Annotated in this window: 14 protein-coding genes; 6 read left to right on the top strand and 8 right to left on the bottom strand. The window is 56.0% G+C overall.

The genetic code is table 11. The features are described 5' to 3' along the window. The first annotated feature begins 78 nt into the window (after positions 1-78). Complete coding sequence (locus P6287_RS03075; RefSeq protein WP_008107722.1) at positions 79-543, top strand: YbaK/EbsC family protein; 465 nt, start codon at positions 79-81, stop codon at positions 541-543. Here the strand turns inward: P6287_RS03075 and P6287_RS03070 are convergent. The 4 genes from P6287_RS03070 to P6287_RS03055 all read right to left on the bottom strand — a co-directional run bounded on the left by P6287_RS03070 (position 540) and on the right by P6287_RS03055 (position 5472). Beyond that, complete coding sequence (locus P6287_RS03070) at positions 540-1760, bottom strand: MFS transporter (protein WP_101762192.1); 1221 nt, start codon at positions 1758-1760, stop codon at positions 540-542. The genes P6287_RS03075 and P6287_RS03070 overlap by 4 nt on opposite strands. A 241-nt stretch (positions 1761-2001) precedes the next feature. Beyond that, on the bottom strand, positions 2002-2979 hold the full coding sequence (locus tag P6287_RS03065) for a nucleoside hydrolase (protein ID WP_110867476.1): 978 nt from the start codon (positions 2977-2979) through the stop codon (positions 2002-2004). 12 nt (positions 2980-2991) lie between these two features. Continuing rightward, positions 2992-4014: a LacI family DNA-binding transcriptional regulator gene (locus P6287_RS03060; RefSeq protein ID WP_101762194.1), complete on the bottom strand. Its 1023-nt coding sequence runs from the start codon at positions 4012-4014 to the stop codon at positions 2992-2994. 75 nt (positions 4015-4089) lie between these two features. Next, positions 4090-5472, bottom strand: a complete 1383-nt coding sequence (locus tag P6287_RS03055; protein WP_101762195.1) for an MFS transporter — start codon at positions 5470-5472, stop codon at positions 4090-4092. Positions 5473-6056: 584 nt separating this feature from the next. Between P6287_RS03055 and P6287_RS03050 the strand changes: the two genes are divergently transcribed. Further along, positions 6057-6611, top strand: a complete 555-nt coding sequence (locus P6287_RS03050) for a histidine phosphatase family protein (RefSeq protein ID WP_110867474.1) — start codon at positions 6057-6059, stop codon at positions 6609-6611. Here P6287_RS03050 and P6287_RS03045 read toward each other — a convergent pair. Next, a complete protein-coding gene (locus tag P6287_RS03045) occupies positions 6608-7561 on the bottom strand; it encodes a WD40 repeat domain-containing protein (protein WP_210080906.1) in 954 nt (317 codons plus the stop codon). The two genes, P6287_RS03050 and P6287_RS03045, sit on opposite strands and share 4 nt — an antisense overlap. Before the next feature lie 413 nt (positions 7562-7974). Between P6287_RS03045 and P6287_RS03040 the strand changes: the two genes are divergently transcribed. Beyond that, positions 7975-8988 (top strand): capsular polysaccharide synthesis protein, encoded by a 1014-nt coding sequence (locus P6287_RS03040; RefSeq protein WP_101762198.1) that lies wholly within the window; start codon positions 7975-7977, stop codon positions 8986-8988. Here P6287_RS03040 and P6287_RS03035 read toward each other — a convergent pair. Continuing rightward, positions 8962-9885: a LysR family transcriptional regulator gene (locus tag P6287_RS03035; RefSeq protein WP_101762199.1), complete on the bottom strand. Its 924-nt coding sequence runs from the start codon at positions 9883-9885 to the stop codon at positions 8962-8964. The two genes, P6287_RS03040 and P6287_RS03035, sit on opposite strands and share 27 nt — an antisense overlap. A 120-nt stretch (positions 9886-10005) precedes the next feature. On the opposite strand from P6287_RS03035, the gene P6287_RS03030 reads away from it, so the two are divergent. Next, entirely contained in the window at positions 10006-10395 is a 390-nt protein-coding gene (locus P6287_RS03030; protein WP_101762200.1) for a tautomerase family protein, read from the top strand. A 213-nt stretch (positions 10396-10608) separates the two neighbouring features. Further along, positions 10609-12900, top strand: coding sequence for a phosphatidylglycerol--membrane-oligosaccharide glycerophosphotransferase (opgB, locus tag P6287_RS03025; protein ID WP_277974492.1), 2292 nt, complete (start codon positions 10609-10611; stop codon positions 12898-12900). Here the strand turns inward: opgB and P6287_RS03020 are convergent. Beyond that, positions 12897-13610, bottom strand: a complete 714-nt coding sequence (locus tag P6287_RS03020) for a GNAT family protein (RefSeq protein WP_277974491.1) — start codon at positions 13608-13610, stop codon at positions 12897-12899. The genes opgB and P6287_RS03020 overlap by 4 nt on opposite strands. 107 nt (positions 13611-13717) lie before the next feature. Here P6287_RS03020 and P6287_RS03015 point away from each other — a divergent pair, with 107 nt between their 5' ends. Beyond that, positions 13718-15166: a PLP-dependent aminotransferase family protein gene (locus tag P6287_RS03015; protein ID WP_277974490.1), complete on the top strand. Its 1449-nt coding sequence runs from the start codon at positions 13718-13720 to the stop codon at positions 15164-15166. Here the strand turns inward: P6287_RS03015 and P6287_RS03010 are convergent. Continuing rightward, positions 15163-15675, bottom strand: coding sequence for an RcnB family protein (locus P6287_RS03010; protein ID WP_192412452.1), 513 nt, complete (start codon positions 15673-15675; stop codon positions 15163-15165). The two genes, P6287_RS03015 and P6287_RS03010, sit on opposite strands and share 4 nt — an antisense overlap. Between the last annotated feature and the right edge of the window lie 87 nt (positions 15676-15762).

The raw sequence follows: 15762 nt of genomic DNA, 5'->3' as shown, positions 1-15762 counted from the left end.
ACAGATTCTCCTTTTCTCCCGTTTACACTTTTCCAGGCTTATGGCATTTTTTCGGCTCTGTTTTTACCGGAGATAACAATGAGCCTGGAGTCGGTACGGCACTTCTTTGCCGAACATGCACCGGATATCGACATCATCGAGATGCCGGAAAGCACCGCCACCGTTGAGCTGGCCGCACGCGTTCATGGCGTTCAGCCTGGGCAAATCGCCAAAACCCTGTCGCTGAAAGTGAAAGATGCCATCGTGCTGATCGTTACGCGCGGCGATGCGCGTCTCGACAACCGCAAGCTGAAAGCTGCGCTCGGCGCCAAGGCGCGCATGTTAAGCGTGGATGAGGTGGTGAACTGGACCGGACATCCGGTCGGCGGCGTTTGCCCGTTCGGGCTGGAAAATCCGCTTACCGTCTATTGCGATGTGTCGCTGCGCAGCTTTGATGAAGTGCTGCCCGCAGCCGGATCGATTCATAGCGCGGTGCGCATTTCGCCGCAGCGCATGGCGGAACTCACCGCGGCGAAATGGGTTGACGTCTGCGAGGCGCTTTAAGACGACTCGCGCGCGGCGGCACCGGAGATTTCGATGCCGCGCGTCTCGCGACCAAAGGCCACTAATACGCAAATCAGCACCGCCACCGTTCCGGCGACAATCGCCATGCCCAAACCATAATTGCCGCCGTGCGCCTCGGCGATACGCGACTGCAGCGTCGCATTCACGGAGGCGATCAAATTCCCCAGCTGATAGACAAAGCCCGGCAGCACCGCGCGCGCATTGGCGGGCACCAGTTCGGTAAGATAGGTCGGCACCACGCCCCACGCGCCCTGCACCATAAACTGCATCAGAAACGCGCCGATACCGATCATCCATGAACCGCTGGAGAAGGCCCACAGCGGCAACACCGGCAGCGCGAGGAATGACGCCAGAATAATCGCGCGCTTGCGGCCAATGCGCTCGGAGAGTGCACCAAAGGTAATGCCGCCCAGCATCGCCGCGATGTTGTAGCTGATGGCAATGATGCTGACGGTGTGCGGATCAAACTGATGCTGCACTTTCAGGAAGGTGGGATAGAGATCCTGCGTACCGTGGCTGAAGAAGTTAAAGCAGGCCATCAGCAGCACCATATAGATACAGATTTTCCAGTGCTGGCGGATAATCGGCAGCAGCGCATTGCTCTCTTTCCGCTCGCGCGCCGCCAGCCACACCGGCGATTCCGGCACTTTGAAGTAGATAAACGGCAGCAGCAGAATCGGCAACGCGCCAATCAGGAACATGCCGCGCCAGCCGACCGTTTCGAAGAACAAACCAAAAATCACCGACGCCAGCAGATAGCCGCACGGATAACCAGCCTGGAAGATGCCGGACATCAAGCCGCGCGAGCGATCCGGAATGGTTTCCAGCGCCAGCGACGACGCCACGCCCCAAATCCCCCCCATCGCCACGCCGTAAATCACGCGGAAACCGAGGAACGCCGTGAAGGTGGGGGACCACGCCGACAGCAGCTCAAACGCCGAGAACATCACGATATTGAGCATCAAAATCGGTCGGCGGCCGTACTTCTCCGCCAGCCGACCAAACAATAGCGCGCCGATCGGACGCACGGCGAGCGTGAGCATGATGGCAAGAGAAACATCGGAGACGCTGGTATGGAAATATTGGGCAAGATCGCTGAGGACAAACACTAAGATGAAGAAGTCGAACGCATCCAGCGTCCAGCTCGCGAAACTGGCAAAAGCCACGTTGCGCTGGGTCGCAGTCCAGTTGAACATGTTGGTATCCTGTCTGATGAGCTTCCGGTTCGTTGGCCGGATTTATAGTAGAAGTTACCGCGCGAATAATTTCACGGGTTACTAATTTGTTAACTATTTGTATATAGCATGTCAGAAAGGCGGGCTGTGGTAGGAATTGTCAGCGAGTGATGCGCGGTGTAAAAAAACGTGTCATTGATGGAGGCAATATCCTGTAGCGGCGCGTTTTATCGCGCCGTTACGGCAGGTGCAGTCAAGGGTTTTATAACTGATTAAATGCCTTTTCGATCATCTCAAGCAGCAGCGCATTATTAACGGTTTGAATCACATGCACCAAGGCGCCGGTCTGCGGTGGCACGCCAATATCCAGCCGCAGCGGCGTGCGATAACGCCAGCTTTTGCCGCGCGTGGCGCCAGGTCGCAGCTCAATATCCACATGATAATCCACGCCGTCGGCGACACGCTGATTCAGCAGCCACGCCACCACCAGCGCGTCGTGTATCCAGCAACCTGGCAGATGACGGGTGCGGATCGAATAATCGATCCACGGCCGCAACGTCTCGCGCACAAACTGCGGCAACGGATGATCGTTAGCGGTCAGCCGCGTGAGATCCTGCTGCGTCATCAGGGTTTGCGTGGTGGCGTCCATTGGTACCAGCGTGATGGCAGCACCGCTGTGCAGCACCTGATGCGCGGCTTCCGGATCGAGGCCAAAATTGGTGTCTTTGATGTAATCATCCAGCGCGAACACACCACCCATAATCACAATCTCTGCCACCGATTCAGCCATCTCTGGATAACGCTGCAGTGCCAGCGCCACGTTGGTCAACGGGCCAATGGCTACCAGCGTAAACTCGCCGGGATTGTCACAAATCAGTTGGCCCATTACACCAGCCGCATCATGTCCATCCGCCGGAATACGCTGCGGTTGACGAACGCCGCGCCACAGTTCACCGAGCTTTTCATCAGCAACGTGGTCAAGACGCGCACGCCACGGCGCAGGATCTTCACGCAGCGCCTGCAGCGCGCCCTGCACCACCGGAATGTTGCGTCCCAGCCGCTGCAGCAGATCTTTCGCAACCTGCGCACCCACCGCGCTCGGCGTGTTGCCGGTCACAGTGGTAATCAGTTCCAGCGACAGTGACTTTGAGGCCAATGCTAACGCCAGCGCGAGGCCATCGTCGGTGTTGGCGCCCGCTATACCGTTTCCCGGATCACAATCAATAATCAATCTTTTCATAGTGTTATAATTTTATTCTTGTTGAGTAAGCTGGCAGCCACAGGACTCACCGATTTCTAAATGGTGAGGAAATTCCGCCAGCTTTGCGTCGCCATCCCAATTTTTAAGCATGGCAATCGCACTGCGCGCCATATCGCGCAGCGGCTGACGTACGGTGGTGAGCGTCGGCACATGAAACGCCGACTGATCGGTACCGTTAAAACACACCAGCGCGACATCCTGCGGCACGCGCAGTCCATGCTCCGACAGCGCACGAATGCAGCCAATCGCCTGGCCTTCATTACTGGTAAACAGCGCGCGCGGCACACGACCGCTGGCCACCATGCGCTGCGCGGCGTCGTAACCGCCCTGCCGCGTGTAGCTGGCAGGGAAAATCATTGCCTCATCTGCCAGCAACCCTTTCTGCGCCAGCGCATCGCGCCAGCCGTGAATACGGTCCTGCGCGTTAAGCATGTCCAGTGGACCGCTGATCATGCCCACCTGCTGATAACCGTGGCTGAGCAGATGCGCGGTCACCTGGCACGCCGCTTCGCGCTCATTGACGCGCAGCATGCCAACGCCTGGACGCGGCTCAATGCGATCCAGCATCACCAGCGGCGTACCGCTGGCCTGAATCACATCGATGTAGGGATGGCGATCGACGCTGTTGTAAAACAGGCCATCAACCTGACGATTTAACAGGCCCTGAATAATCTCCAGCTCGCGTTTGCGATCGTCGCCGGCATCCCCCAACAGCATGACGTGGCCGTGATTCATCGACTCCTGCAACAGCATGTGCGCCATCGAGGCAACAAAGGGATTGCCGATGTTTGGCACCACTAAACCAAAGGTTTTAGTGCTGCCCGAAGCCAGCGCGCGCGCTACCGCGTTGGGGCGATAGCCGGTCTGTTTGATCGCCTCCAGCACGCGCTGACGCGTGGCTTCTGCCACCGGACGCGGGCCGTTATTGATCACGTAACTGACCACCGCCACCGAGGTGCCGGCGATTTTTGCCACGTCCGTGCGCGTTACGTTTCCGGTTGGAGATTTCGCCATTCCTTTGCCCCTGCGTAAATGCCATTGGCCGGAATATCCGGCCAATGGGGGTTGTGATTTACGCGATCCTGCTGGTCAGATGGCATCTTCCGGCAGATTGAGATCGCGTCCGCGCGTTTCCGGCGCCACGAAAGTGGTGAGAAAACCGATGCTGGCCATCGCCGTGAAGTAAACCGCGATCGGCCACCAGTGTCCGGTAAACGACAGCAGCGCCGCCGCCACTAATGGTGCGGTGCCTCCTGAAAGGATAGACCCCAGCTCTTTCGCTACCGCCATCTTGGTATAACGACGCTTCACGCCAAACATCTCGACGCCCCACGCTGCCTGCACGCCGAAAATACCCAGCGATGCCAGCGCCATGCCGACCACAATCACCGCGATGACAATCGTCGGGTCGCGGCTGTCCATCAGGCTAAAGGCGGGCCAGGCGTAGAACATCAGCAATAAGCAGAAGCAACGATAGGTTATACGGCGACCAAAGCGATCCGACAGCCAACCGGCAAACGGAATAATCACGAAGCCAAGTAACGAGGCGATGAACACCGCGGTGGTGGGCACCGACTTATCGATCATTAGCACTTTGGCGACGTAACCGACGATAAAGCCCTGCGCCAGATAAGAAGGGCCGTTTTCGCCGATGCGTAAACCCACCATGGTCCAGAAGGCGCGGGTGCGACGCCAGAAACTGCGCGTATCCACTTCTGCTTTCGCCTGCGCCAGCGTGGCGTTTCGTTCGGCCTGCAATTCCGCCTGCTGGCGTTCAAACACTGGCGTTTCTCGCAGATGACGACGGATCCACAACGCCACCACCGCAATCAGTACGCTGCTGAGGAACGGAATACGCCAGCCCCACGCCAGCAAGCTCTCTTTGTCCATCTGGATCACCGCCAGCCAAACCAGCGAGGCGATCAGCGTGCCGCTGTTCGAGCCCAGCGCAATCACCGATGAGACCAAACCACGACGCTCAACCGGCGCGTATTCGCCCAGCATCACTGTGCCGCCGGACAACTCTGCGCCCGCCCCCAAACCCTGGGTAAAGCGCAGCAGCACCAGACACGCCGGTGCCCAAACGCCAATGCTGGCATAGGAGGGAATCAAACCGATTAATGTAGTGGAGGCGCCCATCAGAATGATGGTCGAGATCATCACCGTTTTGCGGCCTTTACGATCGCCGATCCAGCCGAACAGCAAGGCACCAATCGGGCGGGCAATAAAGCCAACCGACCAGGTGGCAAAACTCGAGAGCAAGGCGATAGTCGGCGTGGCTTCGGGGAAGAAGACATCACCAAAGATAATGCCGGCAGCGAGGCCATACAGCGCAAAATCCGCATATTCCATCGCGGTGCCGAGCCAGCACGAGAAGGTGGCGCGCCAGAAATCTTTGCGGCCGGATGATGTTTCAAGCCGCGCGTCGGCAGCTGAGGAGGATGTCAGTGAGCTTTGTTGCGAAACCGTCATAACCCAATCCCTGAATGAGGTAAAAACAGCAAACGCCCTTCCGTGGGTCAGTTCCCTTGCAACAAGCGGAACTCCCCGGTGGCGACGTTCAGTAGGCAAACCTGGATGAAAAATCAGTAATGAATTCCCTGGTGTTGGAATCCGCTTCTTCGCCTGTTCCCGCCGATGTAATTTTCATCGATCGCATTAGTAAGGCAAATGTAACTGGGTCATCTCAAGGCCAACTTCGTCTCTGGCACCGTGAGTTATCACTATGGGCATAGTCTATCTACGCGCGTAGATAAATCAAGCAAAAATAGTGACATTTATTAGATAAACTTCACTATAACTCATGAGCACAAGATAAAAGAGGCGTTAATTCATGACATTACATCTAATGCGCGTATGCAAGAAATGTCTGATTACAACGTAATTAACGATTATTGCTTACCATTTAACGGCGCATACTGCATCTTCATCGCGCTGGTTTTCGCACAGTTCAGGTAAAGTTTAATGACACACCCGCAATATTCTTAAATGCCGTCACCGGTGCGCGACTGACTCAGCATCTGCATTACACTGGAGAAAGATCACTCAGGAGCGCTATGACCATTATTCTTATGCGACACGGTAAACCCAATCATCCGGTCACGGGGCGCTTCACGGCTCGGGCGCTGGCCGACTGGTGTGAAGGTTACGATCAGGCTGATATTTGCGACTCCCCGCCGCCGCGCAGTCAGACTATTGCGCGCCTGGCGAGTGTGATCGCCACCAGCCCGCTGCCGCGCGCCCGCTCGTCGTTAACGCGGCTGGGCTTGCAGCCGCACGCGGTGGATGAGGTTTTTAGCGAAGTGGCGATACCGACGTTGCCGTTTGAGCGTTTACATCTGCCGCTCAACGTCTGGCTGGCGCTATTGCGCTTGTTGTGGCTGTGCGGCTATGCCGGCCATGTCGAATCGGTGCAGCATGCGCGTGAACGTGCCCGTCTGGCGGCGGATAAACTGGTGGTGCTGTCGCAGCAAGGCACGGTGTTATTGGTTGGGCACGGCATCATGAATAAGCTGATTGCACGCGAGTTACGCAAGCGCGGCTGGCAAGCCGAAAAACATGCCAGCAGCCGCCACTGGAGCAGTGCGATTTATCATCGCCCGTTTATTTAAGGTTTGAGCTGAAAGTAACTCAGCACTTCACAACCGGTACCGGCCTGCGGCGTGGCAATCACTTTCATCTGCTGCAGATCAATCAGGCTGAGCGAACCGTCGCCCTCATTAGCAATCAGCAAGCTGTGATTATCCTCACTGAAGCAGCCATCCATCGGCTTGTTGCCAACATGAATATCGCCGAGCGGATTGAGCAGCTCGTCAAACAGCGTCACCACCGGCTCCTGATCGCCAATCGCCACCAGCCGCTCGCCGTTGGCACTGAAGCGCACCACCTGACACGGTTGCTGGTGGCCCGGCAACGTCAGGCGCTGGCGGATGCGATGGCTTTGCCGATCCACCACATACAGCAGCGGCGCATCGGCGGCGCTCGCCACCAGATAAGGATGTTTCGGCGAGGCGGCGATGCCGGAAATCGGGCCGGGCATCAGAATATTGTCAATAATCCGCCCTTCCGCCTCACACAGATCCACCACGGTAATGCTGGCGTCCTCTTCATTCTCGGTGAACAACTTGCGCCCGCTGGGCGACAAAGTGAGTCGGTGCGCATTGTGCGAAGGCAGCTGAATGGTTTTCTCCACGCGATCGCTAACGGGATCAATCACCGCCACCACCGCGCTGTTTTCACAGCAGAGATAAACTTTACCGTCTCGTCCCAACTGGCCGCTGTGCGGTGCTTTTAACGGCGACAGATCGATAAAACCACTGATCTGCCGTAGGCGCAGATCGATGATCGCCACTTTGTGGCCGGGATGCGGATTGTCGCCGTGAATGCCGTCGCCGTAGATCGGCACGTAAGCTTTCTCCAGCTGCGGCAGCATCAGAAGCTCGTGTGGACGCGGCGGAAAGGCATTTAACTCTTGTTCAACGGCAAAGGTTTCGGGATTGAGAAACAGCACGCGATTGCCCTGCTTATCGACCGCCAGTAATCCACGGTTGTGTCGCTGCATAGTGTCTCCTTTTGTTCGTCACCTCCTTTAAGCGTAGCCAACCCGCAATCTGGAGGGGATTTTCCCGGCAGGCCAGCGAAAAATGCAGCGAGATTAACACGTGATCTCACACGCACTTTTTAATCCGCCCCGCGACTTACGCCACGCCATTGTTATTTTATTAGGAATAGTCTCAATGAGATAAAATAGAATAATCAACAATCCACGCGGTTATTTATCGTTAATTTAAAGCTTAACGGATCCTTGATTTTCCGGTTTATCTGAAAGGATCAAAAAGTGATAGCCGCGCCGCACAGAATGTTTTATTAAGCATAGGAGAGTACTTTTTACACACAGCCTAAAGGACAATCAAGAGCGCTCAGCGCCGCGATCAGGGACGCCTTGCCACCATAATCACAATAATCAGGTGCATCATGAATAAAAAACGCCTTCAGCCAGCGTTAACCCTCTGGCATAACTGGAAAAGACTCGCTTTTACCAGCCAGACTTTCCTGCAGAAAAAACAGCATAATGCGCTCTGTGCGCCGGAATACGATCCCAGCCAGGAGGACAATATCGTGTTACTTTCTGGCGAAAAAGATCTGCCAGAGATTCCAAAGAAAGTCTGGATGTATTGGGATAATGAATATTTACCGAAATCAATGGCGTTAAATATTAAAAAGATTCGTCAGGATAATCCCGATCATGAAATTCATTTATTAAATCGTTTAACGATAAAAGAAGTTTTACCGGATTTTATCTTTACCTCGACCCAATTAACCGCCCAACAACGCAGCGAAGTGATTCGTCTGGAATTACTGTTGCGTTATGGCGGCATTGCCATTGATTGCAGCACTTTATTATTTGAAGATCTCTCCTGGGTACATCGCGCGCATCAGGAACGTCGCATGGATGTGATTGGTTATTATCACGAAAACGCCACCGTCAACTATCTCGCGCCGGTGATTGAGAGCTGGTTCCTGGCGGCAACCGCCAATAATCCCTTTATCCGCGAGTGGCAAAAACATTACGCGCCGATCAAACATCTCGGCGAACAGAATTACTTCAGTGAATTGACTAAGCGCGATGATTATTCCCTGCTGACGCAGAAAATTGCGCAGCCGCAGCAGCAATTAGGTTCTCTGGCGCAGCAGATCGCCATGCGCGAACATCGCCGGGTGAATCTCTATCTGCGTAAATGCGAGGCGAACGCTTATTACTATCAGCGTTTAAGCGGCTGGAAAAGCGAGGCGTTTGCCCACGCGGTGCTGTTTCACCAGCGTCCACTCACGCCGCCACCGGTGATTAAACTCAGCGGCAATGAGCAGTTGCATCTCGACTTCAACCTGCGGCTCGGCAACTACAACCGCGGCAGCTTGTTGGGTCAGATGATGCAAACGCCTGCGCCGATCGCGCTGGCATCACCCATCAACAAAGCGCGCGCGTAACCAGTGAATTAAGGTGGTCACCGCCCGTGGCACCTGTGCGGCATACGGGCGCACCACCCACAACCGGTCGGCGAACGCATCCACCGCTTGCCACTGCGGCAGCACCTGCTGCAGCGTGCCGCTGGCAAGCGCCGCGCTGGCACTGAAATCCGGCAGCATCGCAATGCCCAAACCCTGCAATGCGGCATCGCGGATCGACTCGCTGTTGTTGGTGGCAAAGTTGCCCTGAATCTTCACCTGCACGGTTTCGCTGCCGCCGTCCGCTAATCGAAAGCGCCACTGCGGCGACTCGAGTCCGCGCGGATAATAAAGACAATTGTGCTGCTGCAGCGCCTGCGGTGAATCCGGCAGGCCGTTTTGCGCCAGATATGCCGGCGACGCCACCAGCAGTGCGCGGGTTTCACACAGCGGCAGCGCAACATGGGTTTCCGGCAGGCTATCACTGTGGCGAATCGCCAGATCAAAGCCTTCACTGCCGAGCGACACCAGACGATCGGTGACATCCAGCTGCAAGCGCACCTGCGGATAGTCACGCAGGAAATCGCCAATGATCGGCACCAGCTGCTGACGCGCAAACGCCACCGGCGCTGTGACGCGCACCATGCCACGCACCGGACCGGCTTCATCGCGCACGCTGAAAAAGCTCTGCGCGATACGCGCGAAGGGATCGCGCAGCTCATCCACCAGCTTTTCACCGGCGGAAGTCAGTCGCACGCTGCGCGTGGTGCGCTGTACCAACGCCACGCCCGCCATCTTTTCCAGCTCTTTAATCTTCTGACTCATCGCCGCTTTGCTGACGTCTAATCGTTCCGCCGCGCGCGTAAAACTGCCGAGCTCAGCCAGCACGGTTAACCAGTGCAAATGGACCCAAAGGCTATCGGTTTTAATTTCTTTCATATCGATTGTTCAAAATAATAAATAATCATTTCAACCAGCGCGCTTTTTCTTTCCAGCAGCAAGCGGCAGCATAGAGCCACATCCTACTCTTTTCATGTGAGCAAAAACGAGGTTTTATTTATGCCGTTACTGACATTCGACGTTATTCAGGGCCGTTCAGAATCAGAAATCCGCACATTGCTGGATGCCGCACACCGTGCGGTCTTAACCGCCTTCAAAGTCCCGGCGCGCGATCGTTATCAGATTGTTCACGAAAACAAAGGTTATCAGATGGTCTTTCAGGATACCGGCTTAGGCTTTGCGCGAACCGACAATCTGGTCATGGTGCGCGTATATACCAGCCCGAGAAGTGAAGAACAGAAGTGCCTGTTTATGGCAGAGTTAGCACGCGAGCTGCTGGAAAATTGTGGCGTACAGGGCACGGATTTGATGATTAGTTTTATCACCAACAGTAAAGGCGACTGGAGCTTTGCCGACGGCGAAGCGCAATACCTCACTGGAAAACTCTGATTCCCTTCTCTGCCCTCACTGGCAGCAGCCCGTCCGTTGCTGCCAGGCTAAACCACAGTCAGCCTGAACCCGCCTTAAACGAATCGGAATGCATCGCACAAATCTGGTTGGATGTGTTGCAGCCATGTGACACCCAATATAGATTGTCGCAAAATCCCCGCAGAGGGTCGTTGGCGCAAGGATTGCGTATTCATTCAAAATGAGGATCTGACGTTGTCCGAATTGGTTTCGGTTGTACTCTTTTTGGCTGCGATTGCAGTCTACTCCTTCAAAGCCGGGCGAAATAAATTTTGGTTTAGTCTGATCCTGCTGCTGCTCACGCTGTTTATCGTGCTTAACGTCACGCTGGTCGCCAGCAACTATTTTACCGGCGATGGCATTAATGACGCGGTGCTGTATACCCTGACCAACAGCCTGACCGGCGCGGGCGTGAGCAAATATGTCGTGCCAGCCATCGGACTGATCATCGCGCTGTTCTCGCTATTTTGCCTGCTTTCATGGTTATTGCGCCGCCGTAAGCGGCCGCATCACCTCGGCTGGAGTTTGCTGGCGATTGCCTGTGCTGCGGGTTCGGTACAAACCACGCCTGCGTTCCGCCAGGTGAAAGAGCTGATCGCCTCACATTCGCGCCTCGCCGATTCGGACTTCGAAACCTATTACAAAACGCCTAATAAGGTGATCACCGAGCCAAAGCTCAACCTGGTCTACATTTATGGCGAAAGTCTTGAACGCACCTACTTCGATCAGCAGGCATTTCCCGGTCTGGCCCCGGAACTCAGCCGCGAAAAAGATAACAGCATCGATTTCAGCCAAACCGAACAATTGCCTGGCACTGATTACACCATCGCGGGCATGGTGGCTTCACAGTGCGGCATCCCGCTGTTTGCGCCTTTTGATGGCAACGCCTCGGCCTCGCTCTCCAGCTTCTATCCGCAGAATATTTGTCTGGGCGACATCCTGAAAAACTCTGGCTATGAGAACTGGTTTATTCAGGGCGCCGATTTACGCTTCGCCGGTAAAGACACTTTTCTGCTGTCACATGGCTTTGATGCGGCCAATATGTATGGCTCGCAGGAGCTGAAAAGTCGCGTCGCCGATCCCGGCTATCGTAATAACTGGGGCTACTACGATGACACGGTGATGGACGAGGTTTTTGAGAAATATGAAGAGCTATCGCGCGCGCAAAAACGCTTCGCATTGTTCACTCTCACCGTCGACACCCATCACCCGGATGGTTTTATCTCGCGCAGCTGCCAGCGCAAAAGCTACAGCTATGATGGCAAACCAAACCAATCCTTTAGCGCGGTCGCCTGCTCGCAGGAGCATGTGGCGCGTCTGATTGAACGCATCAAAGCGTCGCCGTGGTTTAAAAACACCATCATCGTGGTGACCTCCGATCATCTGGCAATGAATAACACCGCGCATCAATACCTGATCAAGCAGCCGCGCCGTGACCTGTTTATGGTGATTCGTGGCGATCAGCCACAGGCGGAAGTGCTCGACGCCAAACGCAGTACGCTGGATAACGGCGCCACGGTGCTGGAAATTCTCGGCGGGGATAACGCGATTGGACTTGGTCGCAGCGGCCTCTCTTCCACCTCGCTGTCAACCGAGTTTGAAGACATGGCGAAGCGCGTCACGGCGTGGAAAGCGGATATCATTCAACTGTGGAATTTCCCCAGTAAGATGGACAGCTTTACCGTCGATCAACAAAAAAATACCTTCAGCTTCTCCGGCGCAACCTTCAAATTGCCGATTCTGTTCCGCGTCTCCGATAAGCATGTTGAACCGCTGCCCGAAGGCGAATACGCGGAGCCACTGCGTTATCAGCTGGCTAAATTTGCTGCCGACGACAAATTCGTTTGGGTCGATCGCTGCTTTAAAATGGCGCGCCTGTGGCAGCCAGATTTAGCTCTGTCGAACGATTTGTGTGTTTCGATGGGACAGATGGGCGCCAAACCGAGCGTTACCCGCATTGATAAACCGCAGTGGAAAGCGAAAGTCAGCTTCCCCAAAGCCGAAGTGAGTGCGGCAACCTTCCAGCTCAACGAGCAGCAGATTCGGATTGAAGACAATGCGATTCGCTACAACGCAGACCGCTTCCTGTTATCAGTGCCTGGCGCGCCAACCAGCGTGAAGAGTTTTAAAGGGATATCTCGCCCGGAAGAGTGGGGACGCTGGTCAAATGCCAATCTGGCGCCGGAAGTGAATATTGAGTACACCGATCCGCTGCCGAAACGCTTTGATGTGGTGATCACCGCGCGGGCGTTCGGTCCGAATGCGCACCGTCCGATTCCGGTGCGCGTTGGCGATGAAGAGCAGCAACTGAATTTAGGTGAAGATTTCTCCACCACCACGCTGCATTTCACCAATCCAACCGGCAGCCGCAATTTGATCATTGCGCCGCCGGAGCCGCAGGAGTCAAATGTCGGCAATATTATCGGCCAGGATCCCCGCAAACTGGGGATCGGCATGGTGGATATAAAAATAATTCCGCAAAACTAACGTAGGGTGCGCAGCGCCTCCAGCTTTTCGCGTTGCGTCCCCTCCGCCGTAAAGTTCTCTGCCGCCAGCCAGCGTTCGAAGCCCTGTTTCACCTGCGGCCAATCGCTATCAATAATCGAGAACCAGCAGGTATCCCGGCTGCGGCCTTTATAGACAATCGCCTGACGGAAAGTCCCTTCGAACTGAAACCCTAAACGCTGTGCCGCGTTTCGTGATGGCTGGTTGCAGCTGTCGCACTTCCACTCATAGCGCCGGTAGCCCAGTTGCTCAAAGGCGTAGCGCATCAGCAGATAGTGCGCTTCAGTGGCCATGCGCGTTTGTTTGAGCAACGGCGAGAAGGCGACATGGCCGATCTCCACCGATCCGTTTGTCGCATCGATGCGCATTAACGCCAGGCTACCGACCGCGCGGTTGCTAACGGGATCGATCACCGCGAAATGCATCGGATCGCGCCCGTTTTCCAGCTGACGCGCATAGGCAATATAGGCCGCTTCATCGGCAAAAGGTTCGGCGAACATGTAGCTCCAGTCACGGCCATCTTCAGCCAGCGCATAGGCAGCATAGAGTTCGCGGCCATGACGCTCGGCATTCAGCGGTTCAAGGCGGCAATAGTCACCGGTGAAGGTTTCATAGCTCGGCCAGGCGCGGGGTTGCCAATCTGGCAGCGGAAATCCTACCGGTTGTCCGTAATCATTCGTGTGTTGCGACATAGCTTAATTCCTTTATCAGTCAGGGCCAGAATCGCAGAGTGCCACTTTGCTGGTGTGTTAAAAAGCGCCACAATGGTTGAAATTGATGGATCCACGGAACCGCGTAAATGAGTGATATTGCACTGCATCGATTATTGTTGGCCCCGCTAGAGACCAACGGCGAGCTGACGCTGCAACAGCAGCTGTTCCAGCGTATCAAGCAGGCGATTCTGACCGGCAAACTCGCTGCCGGTACGCGTTTGCCCGCAACACGCCAGCTGGCGCTGGATCTCGCGGTTTCACGCAATACGGTGATCGCCGTCTGGGCGCAACTGCAGGCTGAAGGATTTTTGCTGAGCGATCGCCAGGGCAGTCGCATCAGCAATATGGCGCAGCTACCGCAGGAAACTCAGCCGGCCGCCAGCAGCGAAATTGTCTTGTCACCGCGCATCGCTCAGTTGCGATCCAGCCATCGCACATTGAGTCAGGAGATGGCGCTGCGGCCCGGCGTTCCTTCGTTAGCACATTTCCCGTTGGCTCAGTGGCGACGGGCGCTGAACCGCGTGATGCTGCATCAGCCGCAGCAACTGCTGGGCTATGGCGATCCGCTCGGCGAACGCACGCTACGCGCCGCGCTGGCGCAGCATCTGGCATTAGCGCGCGGCGTGCGCTGTACGCCCGAACAAATCGTAATTACCGAAGGCGCGCAGCAGGCATTAACGCTGTGCGTGGCGCTGCTCAGCAGCCCTGGCGACATCGGTTGGGTGGAGGAGCCGGGATATCGCGGGGCGAAAGCGGCGATGCGGCTGGGAGATATGCGTATTGAACCGATAGCGGTCGATGCACAAGGTCTGGCGCCGCAGCCGCAGGACTGGCAGCAGCGTCCGCCGCGCCTGATTTACACCACGCCAACGCACCAATATCCCACCGGCGCAATCATGAGCGCACCGCGTCGTCTGGCGCTGCTGGCGGCCGCGCGGCAACAGCAAACGTGGATTATCGAAGATGATTACGACAGCGATTTTCGTTACAGCGGCGAGCCAATCGCCGCCATGCAAGGCATGACGCAGCCAACGCCGGTGATCTACGTCGGCTCGTTCAGCAAAACGCTGTTTCCGGCGCTACGGCTCGGGTTTATGGTATTGCCGCCGCAGCTGGTCGCGCCGCTGCGCCCTGCGCTGCATGAACTGCTGCGCGGCGGGAATCGTCCTGAGCAGCAGGCGCTGGCGCTGTTTTTACGCAGCGGTGATTTTAGCCGTCATTTGAGCAAAATGCGCCGTCTGTACCGCCAACGGCAGGCGACGTTGCGACAGGCATTACAGCAAACGTTTGGCACACAGGTTCCGTTGCTGGGCGGCGAATGCGGCATGCATCTGGTGTTATCACTGGCTGCGGATCAAAACGATATGGCATTGGTGGATCGGCTGATCCAGAGTGGCTACGCGCCGGGCGCGCTGTCGGGATTTTATCTCGGGGAGCAGAAGCAACAAGGGCTGGTGCTGGGTTACGGTAACACCAGCACCAGCCAGATTACGGCGGGCGTCGCGCAGTTAGCGCGTCTGCTGCGGGGGAATTAACCGCGGAAGAAGATTTCGCCTGATTTGCCCATCACGATCTTACCGGTGTCATCGGTGATCAGGATGTAGTTGGCATTGATGTACGCCCAGTGCGTGCCTGGCTGCGGCGCTGGCAGATGGCGTGGCTTCCACTCAACAATGGTGTACTGTTTTTTACGGTACTCATCTGGCACCACATCGCCCACTTTGTACTCTTTGTAGTCGATGATGATGGTGTTCAGATCGTAGTTGTTTGGCGCAGCCGCATTGCCGCTTTGCGGTGGACGAATCGGCGCGACATCGCCGCTGGATTCAGCCGGTTCATTGCTGGCAGGCGCATCGGCGGCCGGCGCCTGAGCGGGTGCATCAGCGGCGGGTGCCTGGGTTTGCGCGTCGGGTGCGGTTTGCTGCACCTGTGGCGGCATGGGTACGGCGTCTGTTTGCTCGCCTTCCGCCAGCGCGGCCGGAGCAAGGCTTAAAGCGCCCAGAAAAATTCCTGCAGAAAGAAGATTGACGTGTGTCCTGCGCATGGGTGATTTCCACTCTGGTTAATTATTAACTGTCCATTTAACTGACACGTTAAGCACGCAGAAGGTTCCCCCGGCGCGCTTAGCGCG

It is taken from the genome of Pantoea sp. X85 (assembly GCF_029623675.1).
In the GTDB taxonomy this organism is placed as follows: domain Bacteria; phylum Pseudomonadota; class Gammaproteobacteria; order Enterobacterales; family Enterobacteriaceae; genus Pantoea; species Pantoea leporis.
Note: the sequence above shows the minus strand (reverse complement) of the source record. Positions and strands in the feature narration are given on the sequence as shown.

Coding starts and splice junctions, on each gene's coding strand:
- P6287_RS03075 (WP_008107722.1), top strand. CDS start 79: ATGAGCCTGGAGTCGGTACGGCACTTCTTTGCCGAACATGCACCGGAT.
- P6287_RS03070 (WP_101762192.1), bottom strand. CDS start 1,760: ATGTTCAACTGGACTGCGACCCAGCGCAACGTGGCTTTTGCCAGTTTC.
- P6287_RS03065 (WP_110867476.1), bottom strand. CDS start 2,979: ATGAAAAGATTGATTATTGATTGTGATCCGGGAAACGGTATAGCGGGC.
- P6287_RS03060 (WP_101762194.1), bottom strand. CDS start 4,014: ATGGCGAAATCTCCAACCGGAAACGTAACGCGCACGGACGTGGCAAAA.
- P6287_RS03055 (WP_101762195.1), bottom strand. CDS start 5,472: ATGACGGTTTCGCAACAAAGCTCACTGACATCCTCCTCAGCTGCCGAC.
- P6287_RS03050 (WP_110867474.1), top strand. CDS start 6,057: ATGACCATTATTCTTATGCGACACGGTAAACCCAATCATCCGGTCACG.
- P6287_RS03045 (WP_210080906.1), bottom strand. CDS start 7,561: ATGCAGCGACACAACCGTGGATTACTGGCGGTCGATAAGCAGGGCAAT.
- P6287_RS03040 (WP_101762198.1), top strand. CDS start 7,975: ATGAATAAAAAACGCCTTCAGCCAGCGTTAACCCTCTGGCATAACTGG.
- P6287_RS03035 (WP_101762199.1), bottom strand. CDS start 9,885: ATGAAAGAAATTAAAACCGATAGCCTTTGGGTCCATTTGCACTGGTTA.
- P6287_RS03030 (WP_101762200.1), top strand. CDS start 10,006: ATGCCGTTACTGACATTCGACGTTATTCAGGGCCGTTCAGAATCAGAA.
- P6287_RS03020 (WP_277974491.1), bottom strand. CDS start 13,610: ATGTCGCAACACACGAATGATTACGGACAACCGGTAGGATTTCCGCTG.
- P6287_RS03015 (WP_277974490.1), top strand. CDS start 13,718: ATGAGTGATATTGCACTGCATCGATTATTGTTGGCCCCGCTAGAGACC.
- P6287_RS03010 (WP_192412452.1), bottom strand. CDS start 15,675: ATGCGCAGGACACACGTCAATCTTCTTTCTGCAGGAATTTTTCTGGGC.